The organism is Nitratireductor aquimarinus (assembly GCF_017255295.1).
Classification (GTDB): domain Bacteria; phylum Pseudomonadota; class Alphaproteobacteria; order Rhizobiales; family Rhizobiaceae; genus Nitratireductor; species Nitratireductor aquimarinus.
In genome coordinates, this window is sequence record NZ_JAFKDE010000005.1 from 132,890 (window position 1) to 146,883 (window position 13,994).

At 63.3% G+C, this 13,994-nt stretch carries 17 protein-coding genes; 8 read left to right on the plus strand and 9 right to left on the minus strand.

Features of this window, described 5'->3' with window-relative positions; all coding sequences use genetic code 11:
* Window positions 1–7: 7 nt before the first annotated feature.
* On the plus strand, window positions 8–445 hold the full coding sequence (locus JYP46_RS09825) for an OsmC family protein (protein WP_206548108.1): 438 nt from the start codon (window positions 8–10) through the stop codon (window positions 443–445).
* Between the two features lie 128 nt (window positions 446–573).
* On the plus strand, window positions 574–1,704 hold the full coding sequence (locus tag JYP46_RS09830; protein WP_206548010.1) for a Glu/Leu/Phe/Val family dehydrogenase: 1,131 nt from the start codon (window positions 574–576) through the stop codon (window positions 1,702–1,704).
* A gap of 61 nt (window positions 1,705–1,765) precedes the next feature.
* Here JYP46_RS09830 and msrA read toward each other — a convergent pair whose 3' ends face one another.
* The gene (msrA, locus tag JYP46_RS09835; RefSeq protein ID WP_222474038.1) at window positions 1,766–2,407 is read right to left on the minus strand and encodes a peptide-methionine (S)-S-oxide reductase MsrA; all 642 of its coding nucleotides are present in this window, start codon (window positions 2,405–2,407) and stop codon (window positions 1,766–1,768) included.
* Window positions 2,408–2,591: 184 nt separating this feature from the next.
* Between msrA and JYP46_RS09840 the strand changes: the two genes are divergently transcribed.
* Window positions 2,592–3,905 (plus strand): MFS transporter, encoded by a 1,314-nt coding sequence (locus JYP46_RS09840; RefSeq protein WP_206548011.1) that lies wholly within the window; start codon window positions 2,592–2,594, stop codon window positions 3,903–3,905.
* Between the two features lie 206 nt (window positions 3,906–4,111).
* Here JYP46_RS09840 and JYP46_RS09845 read toward each other — a convergent pair whose 3' ends face one another.
* The 6 genes from JYP46_RS09845 to JYP46_RS09870 form a co-directional block, all read right to left on the minus strand.
* Complete coding sequence (locus JYP46_RS09845; protein WP_113153467.1) at window positions 4,112–4,894, minus strand: succinate dehydrogenase iron-sulfur subunit; 783 nt, start codon at window positions 4,892–4,894, stop codon at window positions 4,112–4,114.
* Between the two features lie 12 nt (window positions 4,895–4,906).
* A complete protein-coding gene (gene sdhA, locus JYP46_RS09850; protein ID WP_113153468.1) occupies window positions 4,907–6,754 on the minus strand; it encodes a succinate dehydrogenase flavoprotein subunit in 1,848 nt (615 codons plus the stop codon).
* Window positions 6,755–6,762: 8 nt separating this feature from the next.
* Entirely contained in the window at window positions 6,763–7,146 is a 384-nt protein-coding gene (sdhD, locus tag JYP46_RS09855) for a succinate dehydrogenase, hydrophobic membrane anchor protein (protein ID WP_113153469.1), read from the minus strand.
* A 2-nt stretch (window positions 7,147–7,148) separates the two neighbouring features.
* A complete protein-coding gene (sdhC, locus tag JYP46_RS09860) occupies window positions 7,149–7,556 on the minus strand; it encodes a succinate dehydrogenase, cytochrome b556 subunit (RefSeq protein WP_113153470.1) in 408 nt (135 codons plus the stop codon).
* 224 nt (window positions 7,557–7,780) lie between these two features.
* Window positions 7,781–8,143 carry a hypothetical protein gene (locus JYP46_RS09865; protein WP_113153471.1) on the minus strand — a complete coding sequence of 121 codons (363 nt, stop codon included), beginning with the start codon at window positions 8,141–8,143 and terminating at the stop codon, window positions 7,781–7,783.
* Between the two features lie 7 nt (window positions 8,144–8,150).
* A complete protein-coding gene (locus JYP46_RS09870) occupies window positions 8,151–8,642 on the minus strand; it encodes a GNAT family N-acetyltransferase (protein ID WP_113153472.1) in 492 nt (163 codons plus the stop codon).
* A gap of 134 nt (window positions 8,643–8,776) precedes the next feature.
* On the opposite strand from JYP46_RS09870, the gene JYP46_RS09875 reads away from it, so the two are divergent.
* The 3 genes from JYP46_RS09875 to JYP46_RS09885 are packed head-to-tail and all read left to right on the plus strand — an operon-like array spanning window position 8,777 to window position 11,332.
* The gene (locus tag JYP46_RS09875; protein ID WP_113153473.1) at window positions 8,777–9,142 is read left to right on the plus strand and encodes a hypothetical protein; all 366 of its coding nucleotides are present in this window, start codon (window positions 8,777–8,779) and stop codon (window positions 9,140–9,142) included.
* Between the two features lie 37 nt (window positions 9,143–9,179).
* Window positions 9,180–10,505 (plus strand): hypothetical protein, encoded by a 1,326-nt coding sequence (locus JYP46_RS09880; protein WP_206545681.1) that lies wholly within the window; start codon window positions 9,180–9,182, stop codon window positions 10,503–10,505.
* Between the two features lie 47 nt (window positions 10,506–10,552).
* Complete coding sequence (locus JYP46_RS09885) at window positions 10,553–11,332, plus strand: COG3904 family protein (protein WP_206548110.1); 780 nt, start codon at window positions 10,553–10,555, stop codon at window positions 11,330–11,332.
* Between the two features lie 265 nt (window positions 11,333–11,597).
* Here the strand turns inward: JYP46_RS09885 and JYP46_RS09890 are convergent, their stop codons facing one another.
* Window positions 11,598–11,816, minus strand: coding sequence for a helix-turn-helix domain-containing protein (locus JYP46_RS09890; protein WP_206545680.1), 219 nt, complete (start codon window positions 11,814–11,816; stop codon window positions 11,598–11,600).
* 5 nt (window positions 11,817–11,821) lie between these two features.
* Window positions 11,822–12,367 (minus strand): DUF2975 domain-containing protein, encoded by a 546-nt coding sequence (locus JYP46_RS09895; protein WP_206548012.1) that lies wholly within the window; start codon window positions 12,365–12,367, stop codon window positions 11,822–11,824.
* An 83-nt stretch (window positions 12,368–12,450) separates the two neighbouring features.
* On the opposite strand from JYP46_RS09895, the gene JYP46_RS09900 reads away from it, so the two are divergent.
* Window positions 12,451–13,068: a hypothetical protein gene (locus JYP46_RS09900; protein WP_206545678.1), complete on the plus strand. Its 618-nt coding sequence runs from the start codon at window positions 12,451–12,453 to the stop codon at window positions 13,066–13,068.
* Window positions 13,069–13,291: 223 nt separating this feature from the next.
* Window positions 13,292–13,993 carry a gluconate 2-dehydrogenase subunit 3 family protein gene (locus JYP46_RS09905; protein ID WP_206548013.1) on the plus strand — a complete coding sequence of 234 codons (702 nt, stop codon included), beginning with the start codon at window positions 13,292–13,294 and terminating at the stop codon, window positions 13,991–13,993.
* Window position 13,994: the final 1 nt, after the last annotated feature.

Below are 13,994 nucleotides of genomic sequence, written 5' to 3' on the forward strand. Positions count from 1 at the left end.
CATGGCTATGAAACGGCATGCGAACGTCACCTGGAAGGGATCGCTGGTTGAGGGCTCAGGCAGCCTCGACACGCAAAGCGGTGCGCTTTCGGGCCTCCCCCTCGGCTTCAAGGCCCGCTTCGAGGACGAAAGCGGCAAGACCGGCACCAATCCGGAAGAACTCATCGCGGGCGCGCATGCAGGCTGTTTCGCCATGCAGCTCTCGCACATGCTGGCCGGCAACGACACGCCGGCCGTCAAGCTGGACGTGCGCGCCGATGTCTCGCTGCAGCCGGCCGAGGGCGGCGGCTTCGAGATCACCAAAAGCGCGCTGACACTGGTGGGCAGCGTGCCCGGCCTCGATGAAGCGAAATTCATCGAGATCGCCAAGAAGGCAAAGGCCTCCTGCCCCGTCTCCAAGGCGCTTGGCGCCATCGAGATCACGCTGGACGCCAAATACGGCTGACGACACTTTCGCGATGAAAACCGTCGGCCGACGCAACGGAAGGTCGTTCGATGGACACACTTCGCAACCAAAAACCGGGTGATGCAGCTAGACTTTCCTTACGGAACAAGTCGTTCGGGAGGAATGGCATGCTGCAGACCCACACACCGCGGACCCTGAAAACCGCGGCGCAGAAATCGACACTCACAATCACCGACATCACGGCTAAGGCCGCGAAGCTGGACGCGTTCGACAATCACGAGGGCGTCTGGCACGGCCGCGATGAGGAACGCGGCCTGAACGCCATCGTGGCGATCCACAACACGGTGCTTGGCCCCGGGCTGGGCGGCACGCGCGTGTGGCCGCACGAAACCTTCGAGGCCGCCCTCACGGACGTTTTACGCCTCTCGCGCGGCATGACCTTCAAATCAGCCGTGGCGGGCATGGCGTTCGGCGGCGGCAAGGCGCTGATCATTGCCAATTCCAAGACCGACAAGACGCCGGCTCTTCTGGAAGCCTATGCCGAGATGCTGGCCGCACTGGAAGGCCAGTTCTTCACCGGCGAGGATGTGGGCTTCACGGTCGCCGATGCGGACTTCCTGCGCGCCCGCACCCCCAATGTGACGGGCACCACGGTGGGCGGCAGCGGCAACCCCTCGCCCGTGACGGCGCATGGCGTTTTCCTGGGCGTGAAAGCGGCGCTGAAGCATCGCGGCGTCGACACACTTGAGGGCGTGCATGTGGCCGTTCAGGGACTGGGCTCGGTCGGCTGGACGCTGTGCGAGAAACTGCATGCGGAAGGCGCGCGGCTTTCTGTGACCGACATCGACACAGCCCGCATGGAACAGGCGAAAGAGGCGTTCGGCGCAGAGCCTGTCGCGCTCAATGCGATCCTGCAGGTGGAGGCGGATGTGTTCGCCCCTTGCGCGCTGGGCGGCGTGCTTTCGGCAGAAACGATCCCCCTGCTTGGGGCGAAGATCGTTGCGGGCGCGGCCAACAACCCGCTCGTGAACCATGAAGACGCCCGGCTTCTTATGGAGCGCGGCGTACTCTATGCGCCCGACTATGTGATCAATGCCGGCGGGCTGATCAATGTGGCGGCGGAACTCGCACCCGGCGGCTATGACCGCGAGGCGACCATGGCGAAAGTGGCGAAGATCCCCGAAACGCTGACCGACATCTTCGAGCGCGCGGAAGCGCAGAAGCGGCCAACCAATGACGTTGCGGCGGAGATTGCCTTTGAACGCATCGACGCCGCGCGGAACGACGCTGCGGGATAAGGCTCTGATCCAAGCTTGGACGACGGGCGGGGAACAACCCGCCCGCCCTGCCGGATGAGAATTACTTTATGCCGGTGAAGGCGGCGTCGCCCCAGACCTGCTCAACGCGCGCATCGCGGCCACAGCCCTTGCGATACCCCTTATAGGCATCCTTCTTCTTCACCAGTCCGAAGCGGGAGAGAATGCGCTCGTCGCTCTGATAGTAGTTCTGGTGATAGTCTTCCGCCGGCCAGAAAGTGGCCGCGCCAAGAACCGGCGTGACGACCGCGCCGCCAAGCGCCGCATTGGCCTCTTCCTTTGCCTTTTCGGCAGCGGCCTTCTGTTTGTCGTTCAGCGCATAGACAGCGGTGGAATAGCTTTCGCCCCGGTCACAGAACTGGCCGCCGGCATCGGTGGGATCGACCGAGCGGAAGAAAATTTCCAGCAACCGGTCATAGCTGACCTTCGCATCGTCAAAATCGATCTTCACCACTTCACGGTGCCCGCCCGAAGCGTAATTGCGGTAGGTGGGGTTCTCGGTCCTGCCGCCGGCATAGCCGGACACCGTGTCGAGCACGCCCGGCACCTTGTCGAAATCCGCCTCGACACACCAGAAGCAGCCGCCGGCGAAAATGGCCGTCTGCTTTTCAGCCGATGCCGGCTGCGACACCGCCACCATGGCGGTGAAGGAAAAGGCAGCAGCCAAAAGGGAACGTCGCAACATGAAAGTCTCTCCTGTGTTCCCGCACAGAGCTACCGCGCCGGGCGACGAATTCAAATCAAGCCGCTACACGCTTGCGTGAGGTGACGCGGTGGCGGGCCACCTTCCCGCAACGGCATGCCGCCATGGACACACAGGCTGCCGGGAGGCAGTATCGCGACCCGACGAACGCGCAGGCAGGAAGACGATGCTCGGCATTCTCAGAAACCAGACATATAGCCGGCTTTTCACCGCGCAGGTGATCGCCCTTCTGGGAACCGGGCTGATGACCGTGGCACTGGGACTGCTTGCCTATGAACTGGCCGGAGCGGATGCGGGCGCGGTGCTGGGAACGGCGCTGGCCATCAAGATGATTGCCTATGTGGGCGTTGCGCCGGTGGCGCAGGCGCTGTCGGACAATCTGCCCCGGCGCGCGCTGCTCGTGTCGCTGGATGTGTTTCGCGCGGCGGTGGCGCTCTCGCTGCCCTTCATCACCGAGGTCTGGCAGATCTATGTTCTGATCTTCCTGTTGCAGGTGGCCTCGGCAAGTTTCACGCCGACCTTTCAGGCGGTCATTCCCGACATTCTGCCGGACGAGGAGGAATACACCCGCGCCCTTTCGCTTTCGCGGCTGGCCTATGATCTGGAAAACCTGATCTCGCCGATGCTCGCAGCCGCACTCCTGACCGTGATCAGCTTCCATTATCTGTTTGCAGGGACGGTGGCCGGCTTTCTGGTTTCGGCGGTTTTGATTCTCAGCATCACACTGCCCGCAGCCACGGCCAAAACGCGCCGCAGCTTTGCCGAACGCACGACACGGGGGATGCGGATCTATCTCGCCACACCCAGACTGCGCGGCCTGCTGGCGATCAGTCTTGCCGTAGCGTCGGCGGGCGCGATGGTGATCGTGAACACGGTGGTTATCGTGCAGGCGCGGTTCGGCCTGAGCGAGGTGGAAGTCGCCTGGGCTTTCGCAGCCTTTGGCAGCGGCTCAATGGTGGCCGCGCTGGTGCTGCCGCAATTGCTGGACCGGGTTGCAGACCGGCCCGTGATGATCGCGGGGGCGGTTATCCTGACCGTCGGCACCGCACTTGGAGCGGCGGTGAACAGCTATGCGGCCCTGCTGCCGCTCTGGCTGGTGATCGGCATCGGCTACAGCGCCGCGCAAACGCCCTCAGGCCGGCTGTTACGACGCTCGGCGCAGCCGGAAGACCGTCCGGCGATCTTTGCCGCACAGTTCGCGCTGTCGCATGCCTGCTGGCTTGTCTCATATCCGCTGGCGGGGCAGCTTGGCGCGCGCATCGGCCTTGAAGCCACCTTCCTGGTGATGGCCGCGATCGCGGCAGTCGCCATCGTGCTTGCCGTAAAATTCTGGCCGGCAGAGGAGGCAGCGGACATTCCGCATGAGCATCCGGAACTTGCGCCGGATCACCCGCATCTGCGCGAACACAGGACAGGCGGGAAGCACCGTCATGCCTATGTGATCGACGACCTGCACCCACGCTGGCCGAGCGCGGCCTGACAGGGGGCCGGGATTCCGAGAAGCGGAAACGAAAACGGGCCGGCAAAAGCCAGCCCGTCAATCTGATCTGAAAGCCTTTCACCCATACGGGCAAAGGCACCCCGGTTGGACGCGGAACACCGTTTCATGGAAACGCCGCTCCGCTCTCTCTGTTTGTCTTCGCAATTCCGGACGGAAAACCGGTTCCCGCTTTTCCTGGAATTGCGCTAGACGCGGCGCTCCACCATCATCTTCTTGATGTTGGCGATGGCCTTGGCCGGGTTCAGGCCCTTCGGGCAGGCCTGCGTACAGTTCATGATCGTGTGGCAACGATAGAGCCGGAAGGGATCTTCCAGATTGTCGAGGCGCTCGCCCGTCTTCTCGTCGCGCGAATCGATCAGCCAGCGATAGGCCTGAAGCAGCACGGCAGGGCCGAGATAGCGCTCGCCATTCCACCAGTAGCTCGGGCACGAGGTCTGGCAGCAGAAGCACAGGATGCACTCGTAAAGCCCGTCGAGCTTGGTACGGTCCTCATGGCTCTGCTTCCACTCGGTCGCGGGCTCGGGCGTGACCGTCTGCAGCCACGGCTCGATGGAGGAGAGCTGCGCGTAGGGCACGCTGAGATCCGGCACCAGATCCTTGACCACCGGCATGTGCGGCAGCGGGTAGATCTTGACCGCGTCCTGAGCAACCTCATCCATGCCCTTGGTGCAGGCCAGCGTGTTGGTGCCGTCAATGTTCATGGCGCAGGAGCCACAAATGCCCTCGCGGCAGGAACGGCGGAAGGTCAGCGTCGGATCGATCTTGTTCTTGATGTAGATCAGCCCGTCGAGGACCATCGGCCCGCAATCGTCCATGTCGACATAATAGGTGTCGACGCGGGGATTGGCTTCATCGTCCGGCGACCAGCGGTAGATCTTATACTCGCGCAGGTTGGTCGCGCCCTCGGGCTTCGGCCAGACCTTGCCCTCCTGGACACGGGAATTCTTGGGAAGGGTGATTTCGACCATGACTTCCTCGGCTCAGTAAACCCGCGCCTTGGGCGCGATTTTCTTGGGATCGATGCCGCCGTCTTCCGGCTTCAGCATCGGGTCGGTGTGGACGGGACGATAGTCCAGCGTCACCTTGCCGCTCTCATCGACCCAGGACAGGGTGTGCTTGCGCCAGTCCTCGTCGTTGCGACCGCCCATCGGACCATCCTTGTAGTCCTCGCGGGCGTGTGCGCCACGGCTTTCCTTGCGCGCCTCGGCGCCGAAGACGGTGGTGATGGCGTTGGCCATCAGGTTTTCCAGCTCCAGCGCTTCCATGAGATCGGAGTTCCAGATCATCGAGCGGTCGGTGACCTTGATGTCGGGAAGCTCTTTCCAGACTGCAGTGATGCGCTCGCAGCCCTGCTCCAGCGATTCCTGGGTGCGGAACACGGCGGCGTCTTCCTGCATGGCGCGCTGCATCTTCTCGCGCAGCTCTGCCGTCGGCTGGGAGCCGTTGGCGTTACGCAGGCGGTCGAAGCGCTCCATGATCCTGTCGCAGGCGGCCTCGTTGAGCGCCGGAACCGGCGCATCGCGGTCGACAACCTCACCGGCGCGGATGGCGGCGGCGCGGCCGAACACGACCAGATCGATCAGCGAGTTGGAGCCGAGACGGTTTGCACCGTGCACGGAGGCGCAGGCGGCCTCGCCGACGGCCATCAGGCCCGGCGCGATCGCATCCGGATCGTCCTTCGTCGGGTTCAGCACCTCACCCCAGTAGTTGGTCGGGATGCCGCCCATATTGTAGTGGACGGTCGGCAGGACCGGGATCGGCTCGCGGGTCACATCGACGCCAGCGAAGATGCGGGCCGATTCGGCGATGCCGGGCAGGCGCTCGTGAATGACCGCCGGGTCCAGGTGATCGAGATGCAGGTAGATGTGATCCTTGTTCTTGCCGACGCCGCGGCCTTCACGGATCTCGATGGTCATGCAGCGCGAAACCACGTCGCGGGAGGCAAGGTCTTTCGCCGACGGCGCATAACGCTCCATGAAGCGCTCGCCCTCGGAGTTGACCAGATAGCCGCCCTCGCCGCGCACACCCTCGGTGATGAGGCAGCCAGCGCCGTAAATGCCGGTCGGGTGGAACTGCACGAACTCCATGTCCTGCAGCGGCAGGCCGGCGCGGGCGACCATGCCGTTGCCGTCGCCCGTGCAGGTGTGGGCGGAGGTGCAGGAGAAGAAGGCGCGGCCATAACCGCCCGTCGCCAGAACCACCATCTTGGCGGAGAAGCGATGGATCGTGCCGTCTTCAAGGTTCCACGCCACGACGCCGGTGCAGACACCGTCGGTCATGATGAGATCGAGCGCGAAATACTCGATGAAGAACTCTGCGTGATTCTTGACGGACTGGCCGTAGAGCGTGTGCAGGATGGCGTGGCCGGTGCGGTCTGCCGCAGCACAGGTGCGCTGCACGGGCGGGCCGTCGCCGAAGTTCTGCATGTGGCCGCCGAACGGCCGCTGGTAGATCTTGCCTTCCTCGGTGCGCGAGAAGGGCACGCCGTAATGCTCGAGCTCGTAAACGGCGGCGGGCGCCTCACGGGCGAGATATTCCATGGCGTCGACATCGCCGAGCCAGTCGGAACCCTTCACCGTGTCATAGAGGTGCCACTGCCAGTGGTCGGGGCCCATGTTCTTGAGCGACGCGGCGATGCCGCCCTGGGCGGCGACCGTGTGCGAGCGGGTCGGGAAGACCTTGGTGATACAGGCCGTCTTCAGCCCCTGCTCGGCCATGCCGAGCGTGGCGCGCAGACCTGCGCCGCCAGCGCCGACGACGACAACGTCGAACTTGTGGTCGACATAGGTGTAGGCGTCTGCCGCCTTTTTATCTGTTGCCTTTGCCATAACCGGGTTCAGCCTCCGAAGGCGATCTTGAGAAGGGCGAAGAGGGAGACGACGCCCAGAATGAGGGTGAAGAAGATGTTGCCGATCATCAGGGCGACCTTGCAGCCCTCTGCGTGGATGTAATCCTCGATGATGACCTGCATGCCGAGCTTCATGTGGTAGAGCACCGACAGGAGCGCGAACGCCAGAAGCACGGTGATGACTGGGTTGGCGATGGTCGCGCGGACCTCTTCATAGGATGCGCCATTGATGGCGATGACGAAGCCGATGAAGAAGATGACGAGCGGGACGTTGGCCACGGAGGTGAGGCGCTGACGCCAGAAGTGATCCGTGCCTTCCTTGGCGGAGCCGAGGCCGCGAACGCGGTTAAGCGGTGTGCGCATGTCGCTCATGATCAAAATCCTCCACGAACGGCGTAGCCGATGACCCACACGAGAATGGTGAGCACGATGGAAGCGGCGATGGTGGCCTTGGCCATTTTCGTCGCGGTGGCCTTTTCGAGGCCGCGGCCCGTGTCCCACACGAGATGGCGCAGACCGCCGATCAGGTGATGGATCATGGCCCAGGTGAAGCCGAACAGGACGATGCGGCCGAACCAGGAGCCGTAAATGCCGTTGACCAGGTCGAAGGTTTCCTTCGAACCGGCGGCGGCGGCCAGCCAGATGACGAAGAGCACCATGCCGAAATAAAGCGCGCCGCCGGTGATGCGGTGCACGATCGACATGACCATCGTCGGAATCGGGCGATAGATTTGCAGGTGCGGTGAAAGCGGCCTGGCTTTGACAGTTGTGGATTTGCTCATGGCTTCCCCAATTCGATACCGGCGCGGCGGGGTGGCTGTTGCGAGAGCGATATCGTATCCCGAACTCGCGCCCTGCGGCTGTGGCTTTCTAATGCGGTTTTTGCAGTGCGTCAAAGCCGCAACAGCGTTCCCTTCAACGAATATATCGCAGGTGTAACGCGTGGCGAGCGGCATTGCGCGGCTTCAAACGATTGAAGAGGATTTTTCGCGCGGCGACCTCCAAATCAGCGACGGCAGGTGATCGGCACCTTGCCGCTGACCATCCAGAGCGCCTCGCCGCCCTCAATCACGACGGCATAAAGCGACTCACCAAAACGAACGTGCTGGCCGGGCGGCGACGCCGGCAGCTCCAGCTCCAGCCCGCGCGGGCTGACGACGGAAATGCTCGAGCCCTTCGGGGTGATGCTCATCTGCATGCCGTCATCGCAGGTGAGCGTGACGGGACCGGTGAAGGCCGGCTTCGCGGCATCCGGCTTTTCAGGCGTTGCGGCGACACAGCCGGCGAGAATGCCCGCACAGCAAATGGCCACAAGCCCTGAAAGGCCGCGCTGGCGCAGCCGCATGAAGGTCGTTCCTGTAGATTTCATAATGCCTCTATTGCGCGTCCGAGCCGGGGGACCGATCCGCACCCTGGTCGAAACGAATGACATGCGTGGTCCAGTCGGCGGGGGCGGCCAGCGCCTCGTAGAGCTTGCGCCCTTCATCCGGCTGACGCGGCGCATTGAGCGCCAGACGGGCCCAGCCACGCTCTTCGGCCTGGTCGGCGATCACATCGACCAGCGCCTTGCCGATGCCCTTGCGGCGGTGATCGTGGTGCACGAACAGATGATCGACGAGGCCGTGCCGCATGCCCGACACCGGGTCCGGCAGGTCGTAGAACAGCGCAAAGCCGACCAGCGCGCCATCAAGGCTTGCGCCAACGACTTCGACCGCGCGGTCCTGCAAAAGCGTCTCGGCGTAATATTCGTCGGGGCGGCGCGGCGCACCGCGCTTCAGCGACTGCGTGTAAGCCGCCAGAAGCGGCGCCAGAACATGCGCATCCTTGAGACGCAGCGGATTGATGTCGATCTGATGATTCTCGCCCATGGAGCACCCTTCCCCGAAATTAACCACGTCTGTCAATCGGCATGTTCGCGCTGCATGCTCGACGTGACAAAGGTTAAGAAAAGCTTAATGTATGAAGATCGAGGGGGCCACGAGGATTTAAGGAGCGATGGCGCATGCCTTTACGATCTTTATTCGTGGCCGCGGCCCTTGCGGCCGCAGCGACGACTGCGCCGGCGCTGGCCGGCAGTTTTGATGGCGCAGGCCAGGGCCGCGTCTATGCGGACGCCTATGGCAATCTGGTGATCGAGAGCCGCGCGGGTTTCAAGCGCATCATGGTCGGCAAGGGCTATATGGCCGGCGACTATCAGGCGCTCGACCTCGAAACACCGCGCGAGACAGCCTATCTGGAGCGCGACGGCGGCAAGCTCTATCTGCGCCGGGCAAACCCGTGCACCGAGGGCGTGCTGATCAAGGGCCGCAGCTACATGTATGGCCTGCCAGACGGCGTGTTGCCGGTTCTGGTCGCGCCCTGCCGCTGAACCATTAAAACCGGAACAGGCGAGCACGGGAGGCCCCATGAGCCGAGAGGCCGAAACCGCCCGCGCGCTGCGCGGCCATATCGACCAGATGCAGACCATGACCCGCTTCGTGCTGGCGACGCTGGCGCTGGCAAGCGGTGTCTACACCTATCTCGGCGTGCGCAGCCTGCTGGACGGCACCGCGACGCTCGTGTTTCTCGCCGCCGTCATCTATTCGGCGGCGGTTTCGGTCGGCATTTACGGGTTCTGGACCTATCTCATCCGCTTTCTGCCGGAAATGCGCGACGCGGGCTCGCGCATGGCGCTGTTCGGCGTGATGGGCGTGGGCTGCCTGATGATCGTGGCCATGTCCTCCTGGCTGAACGCGGCCGCGCTGGCCGGCTCGGCTGCGGTGGAGCAGCATCTGGCGGAAACGCTGGAAGACTATACGGGCGATCTCGATCAGGCTCATTCCAATGCGCTGGGCGCGTTATCCCTGCTGCCCGACATTCAGCGCGCGGCGGAACGCTTCTCGCGGCTTGCCGAAGAGGAGCGCAATTCCGGCGCGCTGACCGGCACGTCGGGCTCGGGCAGCGTGGTGCAGCTTTTGACCCAGATGTCTGCGCAAATGCGCGAGCTGGAAAGCACGATCCAGAATTCACGCGAGACGGTGAGCGAGCAGTTTCAGCGCGGGCAGGAACGGCTTGCGGAAATGCGCACGCTGGTTTCGGCCCCCGGCCCCATCCAGCCGCGCTCCGACCGTTTCGCGGAGGAAGCCGTGGCGCTGGCGGGCGTGATCGCCGCGCTGGAGCAGACCTCCATCGCGCCCTCCGTGGCGCGCGCGGCTGCGGATCTTTCCGCCGGCTTCATCGCGCCGGTTGCGGATGGCCGCTCGGGCGATCTGGCAGACCGTCAGGATGCGGTGATGGCGACGGTGCGCAGCTCGGTCGCCGCCCAGTCCAAGGCGTTGTCGGATGCGGCGGAGGAAATTCTCGCACAGCCGAAAGTGGCGGAGCGCCGCTATGTGCCGCTTTCCTCGGCTGAAGCCGTGCTGCGCTACGCAGGCAGCTTCCTGCCGAGCTGGGCAGGCGCGATCTCCATCGACCTTTTGCCGGCTGTTCTGGTGGGCGTGCTTGCAGTGGTGTTCGCCTCGATCCGCCGGGGCGAGGCCGAGCTGACCCCGGCAGACCGGATCACGGCGGCGGACATGATGCGCTCGCTCGAGCTGCATGACGCGATCGTGGCCCGCAAGGCTGCTGCGGAGACGCAAACACCGCCCGAACCGACAGAAGCGCAGCCTGTTCCGCCCGAGGCCGAGCCGCAGCCGGCGCGCAACATCACCCCGCTTTCCACACTCACCGACCGCAAACGGCAGGAACCATGAGCGACCATCTGGCTTCCCTCGACGAGAAACCGCAGCGCGGCCTTCTGATGCGCTATTTCAGCCGCTTCGATGACGGCAAGCTGATGCGCTGGGCCTTTGTGGGCGTTTTGATTGGCTCGGCTGCCGTGCTGGGCATGGATCTGCGCGAGATGGTGGACCGCAATGGCGGGCTCTGGCCGGCAGAGAGCGCCGACCCGATGAAGCGCAGCGTGACGGTTCTGCCGCCGGCGGTGGAAACGCATGGCGCGCGCGAACAGTCGGCCGATCCGCGCCGGTTCGTGCGGACGGATCGCGATGCGCTGCGTGACCCGATCAGCTTCACGCTGAAGGCGGGCGGCGTGCTGGCCGCCAATGGCGCAATCGACCAGGGGGCGGCGGCGCGCTTTGAGAGCGAGCTGGAGGCGCGCGGCGAATATGTGACGCATGTGGCGCTCAATTCGCCCGGCGGTTCGCTTGAGGACGCGATGGCGATTTCCCGCCTGGTGCGGGAACGCAATCTGGCGACCAGTGTTGCCGATGGCGCGATCTGCGCCTCGTCATGCCCGCTCATTCTGGCCGGCGGCGTGGAGCGGCAGGCCGGAGACAGGGCCGCCATTGGCGTGCACCAGTTCTATGCAGCGGAAGAAATGAACAACCCGGCGCAGGCGATGGCCGGTGCCCAGATCATCACGGCCCGGATCTCCCGCCATCTGGACGAGATGGGCGTTGACCCGGCGCTCTGGCTGCACGCGCTCGATACGCCACCGCGCGCCCTCTACTATCTGACGCCCGAGCAGATGAAGGATTATCGCCTCGTCACCGGCCCGCTGAAACTGGCGCGGAACTAGAGCAATATGAGGGCTTCCTTCTCCCCGCCGGCGGGAAGAAGGTCCCGGCAGGGGCCGGCAAGGGGGGATGAGGGGCTGGCGCGGCGCATGAGAACCTCGCCGTATTGCTGGTTCACAGAACCTGGCGCTCGCCCCTCATCCTCACCTTCTCCCCGCTCGCGGGGAGAAGGGGGCGTTGAAGGCGGCGCCTGGACAGAGCCCCCTTCAACAGAAACGGGCGTGAACCCGGAGTTCACGCCCGCTGCGCTGTCTAAAGCCTGTCTTCTCAGCCTTCCTCGGGTGCAGGCTGAAATTCGAGCAGGTCGCCAGGCTGACAGTCGAGCGCCTGACAGATTTTTTCCAGCGTCTCGAAGCGCACACCGCGCACCTTGCCGGACTTGAGCAGGGACACATTCTGCTCCGTAATGCCGATCATCTCGGCGAGTTCCTTGGAGCGCATCTTGCGGCGCGCCAGCATGACATCCAGATTGACGACTATCGGCATGGCGATCACACGAAGTCGCGCTGTTCGGCGCGGACATCGGCCGCAACAGCCATGAGCCGGCCCGTCATGTACATGATGCAGGCAATGAGAAGCGTCAGCAGCTCCGAACTGCCGAAACCGAGCGTCAGCATCTTTTCTCCCGGCGGATTGCCCATGGTGAGCGCCAGGATCATCAGCATGCGCAGGAGAATGCCGCCGGCGGCCAAGGCGACAAAGGCCGTGCTGGCGCGCCCCATCCAGTGCGCGGATTCGCCCGAAAGCGGCTCTTCGGCAGAAAACGCACCGAACATGCGCCAGACGCTATAGAGCGCGGCAAACAGAAGACCAAGCTGGATGGCAATCAGCGCTGCGGTGATGGCAACCGCAGACGAGGTGAACACAAGCGGGCCTGACAGGTCGAGCTTCTCCCGCACCTGTTCCTCAAAGAACACTGCGTCGTTCAGCGACGCGAAGAAGAACAAGGCCACCGCAAGGGCGATCAAAGCCCCGCACACCAGAACAATGCCCTGCATCAGCCGGCTGAGCCGCCGCAGGCGCGTCACGTCTTGCATACCAATCTCCGTTTGATTGAATTAATTAATGTATTACGATAATTAATTATCTCGATTCGTTTCTCATGAAAAGGGCCATACCGATGTTTTTTCGCAAACGCACCGTGACAAGCCTTGCCGGCGTCTTCTGCGCTGCCGCGCTTTCCGCCTGTGTTTCGGGCAATCCCCGCACGCTTTACGAACTGTCAAAGTTTGATCCGCTCAGCGCCGACCCGGCAGGCATCGCCGTGGCGGTCAAAACGGACAGGACGCTTCATCTGAGGCAGGGAGACGTGATGCTGCGCATGGCGCTCGCGAGCGAGGACAAGAACAGGGCTTTCGATGAACGCTTCGTGCTGACGGTGATCGAAGACAAGGAGCCTGCGGGCTTCGGTCAGGCGTTGAAGCCCAATGAGCATGTCCTCTCCGCCGCCATCGCGGCAGAAGACCGGCAGCGCTTCAGGGCTGCACAGGCCAGAGCCCGCGCGGCGCGGGCCGAAGATGCAACGGAAGGCAAGGGCTCGATCAGCGTCTCGATCAATGGCGGCTGCACAAGCGGCCCGCTGGACCTGAAGGAAACAACGGTGCGCAGCTATATGCGCACACAGGCCGGCGGGCGCTTCTTTCCGCTGACGGGGGAGATGAAAATCACAGAAGTTCTGGGAAATAAAAAATCGTCAGCGATTCGAATCCCCTCCTGCGAAATAAAATTATCGAAATAAAAAACAAAACAATCCTCTGAAGAATAAAATTACTCCCACAACCAAGGATTTAAAAAACGAAGTTTAAATCGATACAATTCACTGAATGAAAAAACATTACGTCGCGTTATGTTTTCTGGAGCAATAAATTGAAGTTGTTTGTCGAGCGGGCTCGTCCTAGGAGAGGAACATGCTGCCTTTCCCAGGCAGATTGATGTTCAACCCGCTGGCAGGACACCTTCCCATGACTGACATTCCCGGTCTGCCCAGCCGCAGAAGCTTTCTCAAAGGCTCTGCAGCTGGCGTGGCCCTTTCCGCGCTCGCGACCAGTGCAAGCGCCGAGAAGGCCGAAGCCCCGGTTTCCCTCGAAGACTACAAGCGTGAATTTCTGAACGACGCCGAATGGGCGTTCGTGATGGCCGCGACCGCGCGGCTCATCCCGTCCGAAGGCGACGGTCCCGGCGCGATCGAGGCGCGCGTTCCCGTGTTCATCGACCGCCAGCTCGCAGGCGACTATGGCAGCGCCGAAGACTGGTACATGGAAGGCCCGCACGATGCGTCCGCTTCGCCTCAACTGGGCTGGCAGACGCCGCTGACGCCTGCCGAAGTCTACCGTCAGGCCATTCCAGCCTTCGACGCCTGGTGCTCAAAAACCCATGGCGACGTCTTCGCCGGGCTTGAAGCCAGCCAGCAGGACGAGGCGCTGACTGCGCTGCAGAACGGCGATGTGGAACTGCAGCCGGAGGTGCGCGACTTCTTCTCCATTCTGCTTGCCAACACGAAGGAAGGCTATTTCGCCGACCCGATGTATGGCGGCAATCACGGCATGCAGTCGTGGGTCTATATCGGCTTTCCCGGCGCACGCGCCGCATTCCGCGAATGGCCCGAGCGCCACAACATCAGATATCCGCTCGGACCGGTTTCCATCAGCGGCGAGAGGGCTTGAT